This is a genomic window from Kitasatospora sp. NPDC056184 (assembly GCF_042268405.1).
GTDB lineage: Bacteria > Actinomycetota > Actinomycetes > Streptomycetales > Streptomycetaceae > Kitasatospora.
In genome coordinates, this window is sequence record NZ_JBHJUI010000002.1 from 167,235 (window position 1) to 181,365 (window position 14,131).

The window sequence follows — 14,131 nt, forward strand, 5'->3', positions numbered from 1 at the left end:
GGCAGAGCTCCGGCCGCGCGCCCGGCGCGCTCGGCCCGCGCCCGCGCCCGCGCGGGCCGTTTCGGCGCGCGCGGCCGCCGGGTCGACCCGGAGCCCCTGGACCGGCGGGGACGTCCCCGAGTGACGCCACCGACCTCACAGTTCGCGGATCTCGCGTCTGGTGAGTGCGTAGCCGAACGCGGCGAGCAGGCAGAGGCCCGTGGTGGCGAACACGCCCCGGCTGCCGAAGGCGTCCACGGCCGCGCCGGCGGCGATCACCGAGAGCGGGAAGACGCCCAGTCCGCAGAAGGTGACGGCGGCCATGACGCGGGCCAGCAGGGCGGGTGGGGTGTTCTTCTGGATGCCGGTGACGACCAGGACGTTCGTGACCGTGCTGGCGCCGCCGGCCACGCAGAGCAGCAGCACGGCGCCGATGATGCCGGTGAACGGGACCAGGCCGATCGCCGCGCCCATCACCAGGCCGGAGAGCATCGCCGTGCGGCCCCGCGAGCGCAGGTCGGTGAGGCCGGCCGCGAAGAGGCCGCCGACCAGGGCGCCGCCGGTGAACGCGGCGAGCAGCAGGCCCAGGCCGACGGCGCCGGCGGCGAAGCCGTCGGTGGCCAGGGACGGCAGGGCGACGCGGGTGGCGCCGCCCACCGTGAGGTTGGCGATCACCGTCACCGTCAGGACGGCGCGCAGCAGTGGCGATTCCCGCAGCAGGCCGCGGAAGTTCCGCGGCACCGAGGCCCGTTCGGAGATCGGCCGCGGCGGTGCGACGGTGCTGCCGCGGCCGATCAGCAGCAGCGTCGCCGCCGATGCCGCGAAGGTCGCCGCGTCGACGCCCAGGGCGGCGGCCGGGTCCAGCCACGCGACCAGCGGGCCCGCCACCGCCGGTCCGAGCAGGCCGGCGCCGAAGGTGACGGTGCTGTTCAGCGCGTTGCCCGCGTGCAGGTCCTCGGCGGGCAGCAGGGTCGGGGTGATCGCCCAGGCGGCCGGCAGGAAGACCCCCGCCCCGAGGCCGACCAGGAGCGCGAGCAGGCCGATCAGCCAGAAGTGCGCCGCCCCGCCGGCGGCGACCGCGCACAGTCCGGCGGTGGCGAGCAGCCGGCCGAGGTCGGCGGTCAGCATCACCCGCCGGGCGCCGAACCGGTCGGCCAGGATCCCGCCGAGCGGGGTGGCGGCCAGCCGTCCCGCGCCGTAGGCGGCCACCACCAGGCTCAGCTGGCGGGCGCCTCCGCCGAGGGAGTAGACCAGCAGCGGCAGGGCGACCACCTGGAACGCGTTGCCGAACTCCGAGGTGGCCTGTCCGATCACCAGCAGCCGGTAGCCGCGCGAGCGCAGCGGCGCGACGCCGATCCGGGGGCGGAACCGCAGCAGCCCCGTCGCGCCGCCGGTCCCCGTGCCGCTAGCCATCGAGCGAGACCGGCAGCGACTCCAGCCCGCGCAGCATGATGGTGTTGCGCCAGGGCAGGTCCTCCTCCGCGGCGGCCAGCTCGATCCGGGTGAAGCGCTCCAGCAGGCCGGTCAGCGCGACCTCGCTCTCCAGCTTGCCGAGGAAGGAGCCGAGGCAGCGGTGCAGGCCCTGCCCGAAGGCCAGGTGGCCCGGATCGCCCCGGTCCAGGATCAGCCGGTCGGGGTCGGTGAAGCGGGCCGGGTCCCGGTTGGCCGCGCCGAGCGAGAGCAGCACCAGCTCGTCCGCCGGGATCTCCACGTCGTCGACCGTCACCTCGGCGTTCGTGAACCGCAGCGTGGCCATGCTCACCGGGGACTCGTAGCGCAGGAACTCGTCGATCGCGACCGGCATCGCCGCCGGGTTCTCGCGCAGCCAGGTGAGCTGGTCGGGGTGGTGGAGCAGGGCGAGGGTGGCGGTGCCGAGGAGGTTGACGGTGGTCTCGTGGCCGCCGATCAGCAGCAGGAAGACCATCGAGAACACCTCCTGCTCGGTGAGTTCACCGGCGTCGCTGGCCCGCACCAGGTCGGTCAGGATGTCCTCGCGCGGGGCTGCCCGCCGGGCCTTCATCAACTCCCGCAGGTAGTCGTTCAGTTCGGTGGTGGCCTGCTGGAAGGTCATGTCGCTGCCCTGCGTGAGGATCGCGGTCGACCAGGTGCGGAAGGCCTGCATGTCCTCCGGGGGGAAGCCCAGCAGCTCGCAGATGATCATGATCGGCAGCGGGAAGGCGAAGTCCGTGACCAGGTCCGCGCTGTCCCGCCCGCGCAGCCCGTCCAGCAGGCCGCCGGCGATCCGCTCGACCAGCGGCCGCATCCCGTCGACCCGCCGGCGGGTGAAGACGCCCTGGATCTGGCGGCGCAGCCGGGTGTGGTCCGGCGGGTCGCTGTTGAGCATGTGGACGACCTCCGAGCCGAGCGTCAGGCCGGAGCCCCGCCCGCTCGCGATGGCCTGGCTGCGGCGGACGTCCTGCCCGAACCGCGGGTCCATCAGCGCGGCCCGGACGTCCTGGTAGCGCGTCACCAGGTAGACCGGCAGGCCCTCGCCGAACTCCACGACCGAGACCGCGCCGGCCTCGCGGATCCGGGCGAGCGTGGGGTAGGGGTCGCGGATGAAGGCGGACATCCGCGAGGCGGCGTCGTCGACCGCGGTGGTCATGGATCTCTCCTGGGACTCGGGCTCGGACTCGGTGGTGGACTCGGCGCCGGACGCGCGCTACACGGTCAGCGACGGGAAGGGCCAGCGGCGCACCCGCATGGGCAGGAACCAGGCGCGCCCGGCCTGTTCGACGATCAGCCCGGCCTCGGTGAGGTCCCGGTGGACGGCGTCCGGCAGCTGGCCGACCTCGACGCCCTCGGCCAGCGCGTCCAGCTGGGCCAGGTGGCCGGGCTCGTCGATGGTGAACAGCTCCAGCGTCCCGAACCGGCGGTCGCGCACCTCGACGAAGCCGGGGCCGCGCCGGAAGACGCACTTGCTCGGGAAGTAGGTGGCGCGCCAGTCGGCGGCCACGTCCTCGGGGAGGCCGCGCGACTCCTCGGGCGGGAACAGGTGGTGGAAGCGGCGCCGCGCCGCGCAGCCGTCCGTGCAGACCGCCTGCCAGAGGACGGCGAGCCCCTGCCCGGTCGCCTCGCGCAGCAGCATCAGTGCCCGCGCGGAGGCCGCCGGAGCGTCCGCGCAGAGCCGCACCGGCGCGGTGAGCCGCAGGCAGCGGACCCCGGCGCGGTGCAGCTCGGTGATCTCCTCCTGCGCCGGGCCGGACAGGGTTCGGCGGCCGAGTGCGCAGCCCGGCAGCTCCCGTGCGGCGGGGTCGTAGTCGAGCCAGAGCTCGGCCTCCGGTGCGGCCGTGCGCCAGGCGTCGGCGTCGGAAGCGGCGTCGGAAGCGGCGTGGGAGGCGGCACCGGCGTGGGCGTCGGCCTCGGTCCGCTCAGCCGATCGTGACGGCATCGAGCACCTCCTCGGTACGGGGGCGGACGGCGGTCTCCTCGGCGCGGGGCCGGGCGGCGGCGGGGCCGTGCCGGTGCTGCATCCGCATCAGCACCTGGTTGTCGGACTCGACGGCGACCTGGAGGTAGCTGTCCCCGTCGTGGAACAGCAGGCCCAGCGCGGTGAACCGCTCCAGCACCGGTTCGACCGCCGCCGCGCCGCCGGGGACCTTGGCGGCCAGCGCCGCCGCCGAGCGCGGCTGGGCCAGCAGCCGGAAGGCCGCGACCTCCACCGGGTCGGTCAGCTCGACCACCCGCCAGTCGTACCCGGGCCGGGTGTTGACGAGCACGATCCGCGCGCCCGCGTCCCGGTAGCTCAGCCGGCTGTCGGGGAAGCGCGCGAGCCAGGTGTCCACCGCCGCGCCCAGCCGCTCCGCGAGAGGGCCGCCGATGCCGCGCGGCGGCGCGGTGAACACATAGGCCATCTCGGCCAGTTCGCTCTCCGGAAGGCGGTAGGTCGCGCGGTACTGGAAGGCCGGCCGGGTGATCGCGAAGCCCAGCTCGGGACGGTCGAAGTACGGGCTGAACCGCTCGATCGCGATCCGCCCCGCCCCGGTCGGCGGGTCCAGGTGGTGCAGCACGGGCAACTGGCGGATCACCGACTCGTAGTCCTCCGGCTGCTCGCCCGGGAAGCCGTAGAGGTAGTTCCAGGTCACCGAGACCCCGGCGCTCTGCGCGTCCCGCAGTGCGCGGACGTTCTGGCAGCCGGTGACCCCCTTGTCCATGATCCGCAGGACCCGGGTGCTCAGGCTCTCGATGCCGGGCTGCACCTGGGCCGCGCCCGAGTCGCCGAGCAGCTGGAACTGGTGGCGGCGCAGGTTGGCCTTGATCTCGAAGTGCAGCCGCAGGTCGACCGGGAGCTCGGCCAGCGACTTCAGGACGGTGTCGAAGTAGCCCATGTCCAGGATGTTGTCGACGACGTAGACGTCCAGCAGCTGGTGGCGCTCGGCGAGGGTGAGCACCTCGGCGAGGAAGTCCGCCGGCGGCTTGGAGCGGAACTCCATCGAGGAGCCGTTGAGCCCGCAGAAGGTGCAGTGGTGCTTCTCGCCCCACCAGCAGCCCCGGGAGCCTTCGAGGACCAGCTTGGGGTCGACCCAGGCGGCCGCGACGGAGGCGTCGAGCCGTTCGAAGAAGCCGTCGTAGCGGGGTGTCAGGATCGCCGAGGGCGGCAGCGGGCGGTTGGTCATCGGGTTGGCCGTCGACGTCCCGGAGGCGTCGCGCCAGCAGAGCCCGGGGACGGCGGAGAGGTCGCCGCTTTCCGGGGAGCCGTCCGGGGGGCCTTCCCGGAGGCCTTCCAGGAGTGCCGGGAAGGCGGCCTCGCCCTCGCCGCGCACCACGTAGTCCAGGAAGGGGAAGTTGCGGTGCAGCGCGGCGCCCTGCGGACCGTCGCAGTTCGCGCCGCCGAACACCGTGCGCACCTGCGGGCAGCGCTGCTTGAGCAGCTTCGCGGCGGCCAGGCTCGCCGTGTTCTGCTGGAAGGTGGTGGTGAAGCCGACCAGGTCCGGCGGGTCGGCGGCGAGCTCCTCGACCAGGCGGGCGATGAAGGCGGGGGCGAGCGCGCGGGTGGCCCGGGTCAGGGCGATCTCCTGCTCGCTCGCGCCGTTGGCGGCCAGGTACTCGAAGTAGCGCGCGACATCGGCGTCGTCGCCAGGACCGTCGCCGTCGCCAGGACCGTCGCGGTCGTCGCGGTCGTCGCCGTACAGCGCGCCGGCGAAGGCCCAGTCGCCCGCGCCCTGGAAGTAGGACTTCTCGGAGAAGTACTGGTAGTCGTCCACGCCGAAGCCCGCGGTCCCGGCCGCCCAGTCCACGAAGTCCAGGTTGGCGTACCGCACGTCGACCTGGTGGCCGGCGCGCGCGGCGGCGGTGTGCAGGATCCCGAGCGCCAGCGACGGCACGTCGATCGCGCCCCAGGGCATGTGCAGCAGGACGATACGCATGGTGGCCACTTCTGTCGGTCGCAGGCGGGTCGGGGGTGTCGCTCCGGGGCACACCGCAGGCGCCCCGGAGCGACGGAGCATCACTTGCCCTTGGGCTCCGGCTTCGGCTTGCGCTGCCCCTTGAGGGCGGGCGCGACCGGCGCGGCCTTGGTGATGTCGAGCGCGAAGTTCTGGACCACGACGGCGCCCCGGTCACGCTCCGGGGTGCTGATCGGGTCGTTCTGAATGCTGCGACGCTTCATGGCTGTTCACCTCCTTCAGCTGGATCGACGGGTCCCTCGGGGCGGCCGCCCCGAGGTGCTCGGGGGAGCGGTGGCGACCAGGCGTGCCCGGCGAACCGGACCATCGCGGCCAGCACCGATCGGTGGTCGGCGGTCCGGCGGCTGTAGTGGCCGCCGTCCACCCAGAGCAGCTCGTGCGGCACCGCCAGCCGGCGCAGGTCCGCGGCGTACCGGGCCACCTGCTCGGGCGGGCAGCGCTCGTCGGTCCGCGAGGCGACCAGCAGGACGGGCGAGCGGACCCGGTGCACGTACGAGCGCGGGTCGGCCGCGCGGTAGCGCTCGGGGACCTCGTCCGGGGTCCCGCCGAACAGCTGCCGGTCGAGCTCGCGCAGGGCGGGGGTGGTGGTGCGGTAGGCGGCCGGGTAGTCCGCGATCGGCTGGGCGGCCATGCCGAGCGACCACAGCTCCGGCTGCGCGCCCATCGCCAGCAGGGCGAGGTAGCCGCCCCACGAGAAGCCGCACAGGCCGGTGCGCTCCGCGAGCGCCGTGCCGTCGGCGACCAGCTCCGCGCGGACGGCGGCCAGGTCCTCGATCTGCGCCAGCCCGACCCGGTGGCCGTAGTCGTGCTGCCAGCGGGCGCCGTAGCCGGTGGAGCCGCGGTAGTTGGTGCGCACCACCGCGTAGCCCTGCTCCACCAGGACGTTCACGCGCGGGTCGTAGGAGTCCCGGTCGTGGGTGGCGGGGCCGCCGTGCACCAGGAAGAGGGTCGGCCACGGCCCGTCGCCGGCCGGGGTGCTGACGAAGCTGTGGATCCGCCCGTACGGCCGGGGCGTCCAGCGCCGGGTGCGGGAGGCGTCGCCGTCGTCGGGACCGGGGTCGTCGGCCGCGTCCGGCGTGCCGGGCCGCAGGACCAGGGGGCGGGGCGGCGTCGACTCGCGGCTCCAGACGCAGTGCAGGGTGCCGTCCGGGGCGCAGGACAGGTCGTGGATCGTGCCGCCGGGTGTGCTGATCTCCCGGGCGGGCGGGGCCTGGTCCGCCGGGCCCCGCGCGGTGGACGGCGGGTCGAGCTCGGCGCGGAGCAGCCGGCTCCGACCGGCCCGTTCGTGCTGGATCAGCACGCCGCGCGGCCCCTGGTACCAGCCGGCCGTGATCTGCGAGTCGAACGACAGCAGCGGGTGCCGGCGCAGCCCCGTGCCCGCCCGCCAGGTCGCGACGGTGTAGCGGTCGTCCTCCTCGACGACCAGCAGCAGTTCCGGTTCGAGCGGTGCCAGCGGGTTGAACTCGATCGGCCAGAGCCGGACCCGGTGGTTCCCGGGGAGCCGCAGCGGGCCGCCCGCCCGGGCGTCCGTCGACCGGAGGACCACGGCGTCGTCGCCGTCGGGCTGCCCGCTGAGGGCGAGCAGCCGACCGTCCGGCGACAGGTCGGCCAGGCTCAGGTACCCCGGCGCCGACCCGATCAGCCGGGCCTCGCCCGCGGGCGGTCCGACGTAGCAGTGCGAGGCGTCGTCGACGCCGACGGCCACCGCCGCGAGCGCGCCCGTCCGGTCGAAGGCGACGCCGTACGCCCGCCCGGCCGGCACGCCGTGCAGCGCCTCGCCGCCCGCCCCGCCGGCGAACGGCTCGCGCCGCCACCGGCCCTCCCCGGTGCTGTCGGCGTCGAACCACCAGATTGCGCCGCCGTCCGGCTCGATCTCGCTCAGGTGGACGCCCCCCGGGCGGTCGGTGACCACCCGGCGCCGACCCGTCCCGAGGTCCCAGGCCACCGCCTGCCAGCGCTCCTCGACGAGCCGCGTCTCGACCGCGCGGTCGGCCGCGAGCGCGGCGAAGCCGGGGGACTGGAACGCCTGCGACACGGACCCGGCCCTTCCGGCTCGATGGTGGGAACAGGCTGCGCTGAACGTCCGTTGAACCAGTGAACCGGTGTGAAGGAAATGCCACTTGTGGAGGGGCGCGGTCCACCCTAGGGGGGTGCCGTGGCCGCGTACAGACGTCTCGCACGGATGGCCGAAAGGTGGCCGAAGTGCATCCGGGTCGGCAGGAATGCGTCCGTGTCGGGACCGCGGGGCGGGGGAATCGCGCGTGCTTCGCGGCTCAGCGCACCGGGCCCCGGCCGTCGGCGTCGAGGGCGTCGGCGTCGAGGGTGTCGGCGGTTTCGGCGCGCAGCTGGTGGCGGGTGCGCACCAGGATCCGCCCGAGCATGTTCCTGCCGTTCCCGGTCCTGCCCCGGCCCCAGTAGTGGTCGGTGGTGGTGTCCTCGACGATCTCCTCGTCACCGGTGGACAGCAGGATGGCGCGGATGTCGGCGTGCGCGCGGAACTTGGCCGTCACCGCACGGCGCATCACGTCGTCCTTGACCCGTTCCCAGTCCCTCCGCAGGGGCCTGGACGCGTCACGGCCCAGCTCCGCCGCCCGCAGCGGCGTGCGGGCGCGCCGGACGAGCTCCGCGTGGCGGGTGCCCCTGAACTTCTGCGCCTGGAAGTAGTGCTCCGAGGTCGGCCACCGGACCCCGTCGAGGTCGAAGCCGTGGTCGGAGAAGTTCGAGAAGCATCCGTAGGGGACTTCATCGGCGCCGTAGAAGTGGATCGTCAATGGGAACCTCGCGGGTGTGGTGGAGATCCGCACCGTGTCAGGCGCGCTCCGGCCCCCGCAAGCGGTTTTCCCCGCCGTGCCGGATCCCCGGTGCGGGCCGTTGGCACGTTGTCGACGCGTTGTCGACGCGCCCCTTCCAGGCTGACGGGAGACAGCACACCCCCGCAGCGAAAGGAAGGGACACCCATGCGCATGCGTGGTCTCCTCGCAGTAGTCGTGGCCTCGGTGGCGGCCCTCGGCCTGGCCGCACCGGCCTCGTCCGCCGCACCGGCCAAGGGCGCCGAGCCGATCGAGAAGGTCAGCGGCAGGACCCACGTCCTGATCAACCCGGCGGACGCCGGCCGCACGAACTGGAACCCCGGGAAGCAGAGCACCCTCGACGGCGAGCCGCTGACGATCCCCGCGACCGTACCGACCGTCGCCCCGAAGGCCGGTGCGAAGGCCGCCGCCGGTCCGACGGCCGCCGCCAGCGTCTGGGGCACCACGGGCCGGCTGCGCACCGGGGGCGGCGTCTGCACCGCCAACGTCGTCTCCAGCGCCAACCGCGATGTCATCGCCACCGCCCGGCACTGCGTGGAGGGCGGGCACGACTTCGAGTTCGCCCCCAACTACGACGCGGGGAACGCCCCCTACGGCTGGTGGACCTGGCGGTCGGCCGGCTGGGTCGACGCTCCCGCTCCGCAGGGCGACATCGCGTTCATCGTGCTGAACACCCAGAACGGCCGACACATCGCCGATGTCGTCGGGGCCACCGGGATCGGCTTCAACCAGCCCGTCAACAACTACGCGCACATCATCGGCATCCCCGGGAGGAAGGACGCCAAGGACGAGCACATGCTCTGGTGCGGCGGGCAGCCGGTGGCCGGCCCCGAGCAGCCGTCCACCGCGCTGATCGACAACTGCATCGGGCTCGACGGAGGTTCCAGCGGCGGACCGTTCTTCGTGAACTACAACCAGAACGACGGGTCGGCCGTGCAGACCGGCGACTTCGTCACGGGCTACAGCTGGCAGGGCAAGTGGTGGGCGGTGAGCGCCTACTACCGTGACGACGCCTACAACGTCTTCAACGGGGCGCAGCACGCCTGAGCGCGCGCACGGCACCGAGCCCCCGCCGGCCTCGCCCGGCGGGGGCTCTCCCGTGGCCCCGGGGACGCGGATCCGCCGTGCGGATGCGAGGGTGGGCCCCGTGAACGAGACGATCATGGCAGCCGCCCGCGAACGGGCCGCCGGACACCGGCGACGCTTCGACCTCCGCTTCGAGGCCTACTTCGCCGCCCTGCCGGAACGCCTGGACACACCGCCGCTCAGCCGCTTCACCCCGCGCTGCCTGGAACTGCTGCGGGACCTCTCGCTGCGCGGCGGCAAGCGGCTGCGGGTCGCCCTGCTGTACGAGGCCGCCCGACTGGTGACCACCGACCCGGTGCCCGGCCTGGCGGAGGCCGCGCTGAGCATCGAACTGCTCCAGACGCACGGACTCGTCCACGACGACCTCATCGACGACGCGCCGGTGCGCCGCGGCGGCCCCTCCACCTACTACGCCTACCGCCGCGAGTTCCCTGAGGCGGACCGCACCGCCCTCGGCCTGGCCGTCCTGGCGGGGGACCTCGCCGCCTTCCTCTCGATGCGGGTCCTGCTGGACGCGGACGTCCCGGCCGAGCTGCGCCAGGCGATGCTGGAGGTGCAGCTGAACGCCGGGGCCGAGACGGTCGCCGGTCAGATCGTCGACCTCGAACGGGACTTCGTGCCGCTCCCGGACGAGGAGTTCCTGCACACCGTCTGCGAGTACAAGTCCACCCGGTACTCCGTGCTCGCCCCGCTGCGGCTGGGGCTGCTGGCGGCCGGCGAGGACGTGGCCCGGCACGACGCACGGCTGCGCCGGTACGCCACCCTGGTCGGCATCGGCGGCCAGCTGCGCGACGACTACCTCGACCTGTTCGGGGAGCAGGACGCCACCGGAAAGTCCACCGGCGCCGACCTCCGGGCGGGCCGCCGCAGCTACGCGCTGAGCGCGCTGCTGGCGAGCGCGGACGAGGCGGGGCGGGCGGTGGTGGAGTCCGCACTCGGCGATCCGCACGGCACCGCCGACACGGTCGACCGCATCCGCGAGCTGGCCCGACAGCTGGGCGTGGACGCGAAGCTCCGCGCCGACATGCGCCGCTGCGCCGACGCGGCCCGCGCCGAGGCGTCGGCCTGGCGCCCGCACTGGCGGGAGGAGGCGGTGGCCTTCTTCGAGGGCCTGCCGCTGCTGAACGTGGTCCCGGGCGACTGAGCGACCGGCCGGGGCCGAGCGCCTTTCGGCGGGCTCCGGCCTCGGGACCACCGCGGCGACGGCGTCACCGTCCCCTGCTCCGCGCGGCCGGCGCGGTCCTCGGCGTCGCCGAGGTCGTCGCGCTCACCGTCGGCCGGGCCAACCGGCTCCTCGGGCGGCACCGGCCCTGATGTTCGCCGATCTGCTCGGGACCCTCGCCATGATGGCGGCGCCCGCGCTGACCACCGATCTCCGGGCGGTCGCCGCCGCGGCCTTCGCGGGCGGCAGGGGCGGGGCGCTGCGGGCGGTCAGTGCGCGCACCGTCGGGCAGCGCCTCGTCCCCGACGCCGTGCTCGGCCCATGGGCCTGCCATGTGACCGGCGCGGACACGTGGCAGGCCGGGCCGCTGCGCGGTACGCCCTCATCCGCGTGCCGGGGTCAGGACCCGCTGTGCGACCTCGCCCGGTAGGTGCGCTTCTTGGCGAGGGCGCCGCAGGTCTTCATCGAGCACCAGCGGCGGGCGCCCGCGCGGGAGGTGTCGACGAAGGGCGTGCCGCACGCGGGGTTCCCGCAGATGCGGACGCGGTCGCGGTGGTCCGAGCGGCAGAGCTCGATCAGGTCCCGCGCGACCAGGGAGAGCGCCGCCGCGACCTGGTCCCCGTGCCGGCGCACCGAGGCCGCGTCGGCCGAGAGCTCGGGCACGGACGTGGGCTCGGCTGCCGCGCCGTTGATCAGCGCGATGTCCTCGCGGGCGGGCGCGGCTTCGTCCGCCAGGGCCTGGCCGGTCCGCTGGATCGCCTCGCGCAGTCGTCTGGCCCCGTCCAGGTCGGCTTCGGTGCAGGCCGGCGCCACGGTGGTGCAGCCGCTCTCCACGCTCCACCGGCCCAGATCCTCCGGTCGGGCCAGCCGTTCGAAGGGCGTGTCCGTGCCGCGATCGGCCAGGGTGCCGGCGAAGGCGAAGCAGAGCCGCGCGTCGTCGAAGCGGAAGTCGGCCTTGGCGCGCTGGCGCCCTTCGCGTCGACCGTCCTTGTCATCCATGTCCACCACTTTATGCGGTTGACATCGCGACGGGCAAGCGCCTAGCTTTCAGGTCCACCGCTTCAACAGGTGGACTTCGAAAGCCTTTCGCCGCATCACGAGCCACGAGGAGGCCGCGTCCATGCGCGCCGCAGTCATCGAGGAACTCAACAAGCCGCTCGTCGTCCGCGACGTGCCCGACCCCGTCTGCCCGCCGGACGGCGCGATCCTGCGCGTCGGCGCCAACGGGATCTGCCGCACCGACTGGGCCCTGTGGGCCGGGAACTTCTGGACCGGCGGGCCGAGCGTCAAGCCCCCGTTCGTCCTCGGCCACGAGTTCGCCGGCACCGTCGTGGAGGTCGGCCGCGAGGTCCGGGGGTGGAAGGAGGGCGACCGGGTCATCTTCCCGATGAACCCCGGCGAGGGCTCCTGCGAGATGTGCCGCAGCGGCAACCAGCAGGTGTGCGAGCACGTGGACTCGCTCGTGCCCGGGGTGTCGTACTGGGGCGCCTTCGCCGAGTACGTCATGGTCCGCTTCGCCGACGTCAACCTGGTCCGGATGCCGGAGTCCGTCGGCTTCACGGACGTCGCCGCGCTCGCCTGCCGCTACATGACCGCCTTCCACGGCGTCGTCGACCAGGCGAAGGTCCGCGGCGGCGAGTGGGTCGCGGTGTACGGGGCCGGCGGCGGCATGGGCCTGTCGACGGTGGAGATCGCCGCGGCGACGGGCGCCAACGTCATCGCGATCGACATCACGGACGAGAAGCTGGAGGCCGCGCGGGCCCTGGGCGCGGTCCACACCGTCAACGCCGCCACGGACGACCCGGCGGAGGCGGTCAAGACCCTCACCGGCGGGGGCGCGCACGTGTCGGTCGACTCCGTGGGCATTGCCGAGGCCTGCCGCAACTCCGTGCTGTCCCTGCGCACCCGCGGCCGCCACCTCCAGCTCGGGCACACCACCGCCGCGGAGAAGGGGGATGTCGCGCTGCCGATCGACGTCATGATGGTCAAGGAACTGGAGTTCCTGAGCGCCTTCGGCATGCAGGGCCAGCGCTTCGGCACCATGCTGAACATGATCGCCGCCGGCCGCCTCGACCCCGGCCGCATCGTGACCCGCACCGTCGGCCTCCACGAGGCGAGCGGGGTGCTGGAGTCCCTGGAGACGTACGGACCCACCGGCGTCGTCGTCATCGACGAGTTCCGGGCCTGAGCCGTCCCACCCGGCGCCGCCCCGAACGGCGCCGCCATGGAAAGAAAGTAGGCACGATCATGCCCGCTTCCCGTCTGCTGATGGACCGGGAACTGAGCCAGGCACTCGACGGCGTCCCCATGACGCCCAACGGCGCGTTCGACCTGACGAACCTCGCAGCGACCCGCGCGGCGTTCCGCGCCCAGGCCGAGGCGGCCGCCGAGCACGAGCCCGACGACCCGGCGGTCACCGTGGAGGAGCACCGCATCGGACGGGAGGACGGCCCCGACGTGCCGGTCCGCCTGCTGCGGCCCGCGACCGCCCGGGGACCGCTGCCGGTGATGCTCTGGTTCCACGGCGGTGGCCAGGTGCTCGGCTTCGCCGCCCAGGACGATCCCTGGCTCAAGCGGTTGTGCTCGCGGCTCGGCTGCGCCGTCGCCGTGGTCGACTACCGGCTCGCCCCGGAAACACCCGCCCCCGGTGCCGCCGAGGACGGCTTCACCGCCTACCGGTGGCTCGTCCGCGAAGCGGAGGCCCTGGGCCTGGACGGCGCCCGGATCGGCATCGCGGGGCAGAGCGGGGGCGGGGGCATCGCGGCGGCCACCGTCCTGCTGGTCCGGGACCGCGGCGGCGCGGCGCCGCTGTTCCAGTCGCTGACGTACCCCATGCTGGACGACCGCAACCGGTCCGCGTCGAGCCACGAGATCACCGACATCGGCATCTGGGACCGCTCGACCAACCTCCTGGCCTGGCAGGCGATCCTGGGGGACCGCACCGGAACCGACGACGTCTCCCCGTACGCGGCCCCCTCCCGCGCGGAGGACCTCAGCGCCCTGCCGCCGACCTTCATCGCGGTCGGCGACCTCGACTGCTTCCGCGACGAGGACCTCGACTACGCCACCCGCCTGCGCGCCCACGGGGTCCCGGTCGAACTGCACCTCTACCCGGGCGCCTACCACGCCTTCGACCTGTTCGCCCCGGAGTCGCGGCTCGCGACCACCTTCCAGCAGACCTGGCTCAACTACCTCGCCCGCCGGTTCCAGGACACGTCCGCCCCGTGACGTACGTCGACCGGCCGCTGTGCCGGCGGCACGGCCATCGGCGAGTGGCTGTGAACCAGGACCGGGGATGCCGCCGCGCGTCCGGCGCTGCGGCATGCCCCTGATGAAGAAGCTCAGGAGAGAAGCACGATGCCCATCATCACCATCGACGCCTGGGAGGGCGCCGGCGACGAGCAGACGCAGGAACTGTTGACCGAGGTGACCGAGACCGTGCACCGCGTCACGGGCGTCCCGCGCGACAAGATCCTCGCCCTGTTCCGCGCCAACCCGGTCCAGCACTGGGCGCAGGGCGGCGTCCTCGCCTCCGACCCCGACTTCCTCGAAAAGTCGCGACAGTACTGACGTCCATGACGCGTGCGAGGCGGCGCGCGGCGATCCCGATCGCCGTGGTCCGCTGATCGTGGCCCTCTCCCGGCGCCGGGAGAGGGCCACGTCGCTGGCGGGAGGCCAGTGCGCAGAAC

Annotated in this window: 14 protein-coding genes; 6 read left to right on the forward strand and 8 right to left on the reverse strand. The window is 74.0% G+C overall.

Annotated features, from left to right (window positions below; genetic code table 11):
* Positions 1-135: 135 nt before the first annotated feature.
* From ACFC0B_RS05840 to ACFC0B_RS05870, 7 genes are all read right to left on the reverse strand, one after another.
* A complete protein-coding gene (locus tag ACFC0B_RS05840; protein ID WP_376082782.1) occupies positions 136-1,392 on the reverse strand; it encodes an MFS transporter in 1,257 nt (418 codons plus the stop codon).
* Complete coding sequence (locus tag ACFC0B_RS05845; protein WP_376082784.1) at positions 1,385-2,584, reverse strand: cytochrome P450; 1,200 nt, start codon at positions 2,582-2,584, stop codon at positions 1,385-1,387. Before ACFC0B_RS05845 ends, ACFC0B_RS05840 begins: the two co-directional genes overlap by 8 nt.
* Before the next feature lie 57 nt (positions 2,585-2,641).
* On the reverse strand, positions 2,642-3,370 hold the full coding sequence (locus ACFC0B_RS05850; RefSeq protein ID WP_376082787.1) for a DUF5825 family protein: 729 nt from the start codon (positions 3,368-3,370) through the stop codon (positions 2,642-2,644).
* The gene (locus ACFC0B_RS05855) at positions 3,351-5,345 is read right to left on the reverse strand and encodes a RiPP maturation radical SAM C-methyltransferase (protein ID WP_376082790.1); all 1,995 of its coding nucleotides are present in this window, start codon (positions 5,343-5,345) and stop codon (positions 3,351-3,353) included. The genes ACFC0B_RS05850 and ACFC0B_RS05855 overlap by 20 nt, the downstream gene beginning before the upstream one ends.
* An 80-nt stretch (positions 5,346-5,425) precedes the next feature.
* The gene (locus ACFC0B_RS05860; protein ID WP_376082793.1) at positions 5,426-5,587 is read right to left on the reverse strand and encodes a hypothetical protein; all 162 of its coding nucleotides are present in this window, start codon (positions 5,585-5,587) and stop codon (positions 5,426-5,428) included.
* The gene (locus ACFC0B_RS05865; RefSeq protein ID WP_376082796.1) at positions 5,584-7,419 is read right to left on the reverse strand and encodes an alpha/beta hydrolase family protein; all 1,836 of its coding nucleotides are present in this window, start codon (positions 7,417-7,419) and stop codon (positions 5,584-5,586) included. Before ACFC0B_RS05865 ends, ACFC0B_RS05860 begins: the two co-directional genes overlap by 4 nt.
* 238 nt (positions 7,420-7,657) lie before the next feature.
* Positions 7,658-8,155, reverse strand: a complete 498-nt coding sequence (locus ACFC0B_RS05870; RefSeq protein ID WP_376082798.1) for an NADAR family protein — start codon at positions 8,153-8,155, stop codon at positions 7,658-7,660.
* A gap of 186 nt (positions 8,156-8,341) precedes the next feature.
* Here ACFC0B_RS05870 and ACFC0B_RS05875 point away from each other — a divergent pair, with 186 nt between their 5' ends.
* The 3 genes from ACFC0B_RS05875 (at position 8,342) to ACFC0B_RS05885 (ending at position 10,872) form a co-directional block, all read left to right on the forward strand.
* Complete coding sequence (locus ACFC0B_RS05875) at positions 8,342-9,241, forward strand: trypsin-like serine peptidase (RefSeq protein ID WP_376082801.1); 900 nt, start codon at positions 8,342-8,344, stop codon at positions 9,239-9,241.
* 115 nt (positions 9,242-9,356) lie between these two features.
* Positions 9,357-10,424 carry a polyprenyl synthetase family protein gene (locus tag ACFC0B_RS05880; RefSeq protein ID WP_376083588.1) on the forward strand — a complete coding sequence of 356 codons (1,068 nt, stop codon included), beginning with the start codon at positions 9,357-9,359 and terminating at the stop codon, positions 10,422-10,424.
* A gap of 169 nt (positions 10,425-10,593) precedes the next feature.
* A complete protein-coding gene (locus ACFC0B_RS05885) occupies positions 10,594-10,872 on the forward strand; it encodes a hypothetical protein (RefSeq protein WP_376082804.1) in 279 nt (92 codons plus the stop codon).
* Here ACFC0B_RS05885 and ACFC0B_RS05890 read toward each other — a convergent pair.
* Positions 10,842-11,441: a CGNR zinc finger domain-containing protein gene (locus ACFC0B_RS05890; protein WP_376082805.1), complete on the reverse strand. Its 600-nt coding sequence runs from the start codon at positions 11,439-11,441 to the stop codon at positions 10,842-10,844. The genes ACFC0B_RS05885 and ACFC0B_RS05890 overlap by 31 nt on opposite strands.
* A 121-nt stretch (positions 11,442-11,562) precedes the next feature.
* Between ACFC0B_RS05890 and ACFC0B_RS05895 the strand changes: the two genes are divergently transcribed.
* The 3 genes from ACFC0B_RS05895 (at position 11,563) to ACFC0B_RS05905 (ending at position 14,012) form a co-directional block, all read left to right on the forward strand.
* A complete protein-coding gene (locus ACFC0B_RS05895) occupies positions 11,563-12,630 on the forward strand; it encodes an alcohol dehydrogenase catalytic domain-containing protein (protein WP_376082808.1) in 1,068 nt (355 codons plus the stop codon).
* A gap of 59 nt (positions 12,631-12,689) precedes the next feature.
* Positions 12,690-13,670, forward strand: coding sequence for an alpha/beta hydrolase (locus ACFC0B_RS05900; RefSeq protein WP_376082810.1), 981 nt, complete (start codon positions 12,690-12,692; stop codon positions 13,668-13,670).
* A gap of 129 nt (positions 13,671-13,799) precedes the next feature.
* Positions 13,800-14,012 carry a 4-oxalocrotonate tautomerase family protein gene (locus ACFC0B_RS05905; protein WP_376082813.1) on the forward strand — a complete coding sequence of 71 codons (213 nt, stop codon included), beginning with the start codon at positions 13,800-13,802 and terminating at the stop codon, positions 14,010-14,012.
* The last annotated feature ends 119 nt before the right edge of the window (positions 14,013-14,131 follow it).

Excerpts from the sequence above, each read along its gene's own strand:
- ACFC0B_RS05845 (WP_376082784.1), bottom strand. The coding sequence starts at position 2,584 with ATGACCACCGCGGTCGACGACGCCGCCTCGCGGATGTCCGCCTTCATC.
- ACFC0B_RS05905 (WP_376082813.1), top strand. The coding sequence starts at position 13,800 with ATGCCCATCATCACCATCGACGCCTGGGAGGGCGCCGGCGACGAGCAG.
- ACFC0B_RS05855 (WP_376082790.1), bottom strand. The coding sequence starts at position 5,345 with ATGCGTATCGTCCTGCTGCACATGCCCTGGGGCGCGATCGACGTGCCG.
- ACFC0B_RS05850 (WP_376082787.1), bottom strand. The coding sequence starts at position 3,370 with ATGCCGTCACGATCGGCTGAGCGGACCGAGGCCGACGCCCACGCCGGT.
- ACFC0B_RS05885 (WP_376082804.1), top strand. The coding sequence starts at position 10,594 with ATGTTCGCCGATCTGCTCGGGACCCTCGCCATGATGGCGGCGCCCGCG.
- ACFC0B_RS05900 (WP_376082810.1), top strand. The coding sequence starts at position 12,690 with ATGCCCGCTTCCCGTCTGCTGATGGACCGGGAACTGAGCCAGGCACTC.
- ACFC0B_RS05860 (WP_376082793.1), bottom strand. The coding sequence starts at position 5,587 with ATGAAGCGTCGCAGCATTCAGAACGACCCGATCAGCACCCCGGAGCGT.
- ACFC0B_RS05890 (WP_376082805.1), bottom strand. The coding sequence starts at position 11,441 with ATGGATGACAAGGACGGTCGACGCGAAGGGCGCCAGCGCGCCAAGGCC.
- ACFC0B_RS05875 (WP_376082801.1), top strand. The coding sequence starts at position 8,342 with ATGCGCATGCGTGGTCTCCTCGCAGTAGTCGTGGCCTCGGTGGCGGCC.
- ACFC0B_RS05880 (WP_376083588.1), top strand. The coding sequence starts at position 9,357 with ATGGCAGCCGCCCGCGAACGGGCCGCCGGACACCGGCGACGCTTCGAC.
- ACFC0B_RS05840 (WP_376082782.1), bottom strand. The coding sequence starts at position 1,392 with ATGGCTAGCGGCACGGGGACCGGCGGCGCGACGGGGCTGCTGCGGTTC.
- ACFC0B_RS05895 (WP_376082808.1), top strand. The coding sequence starts at position 11,563 with ATGCGCGCCGCAGTCATCGAGGAACTCAACAAGCCGCTCGTCGTCCGC.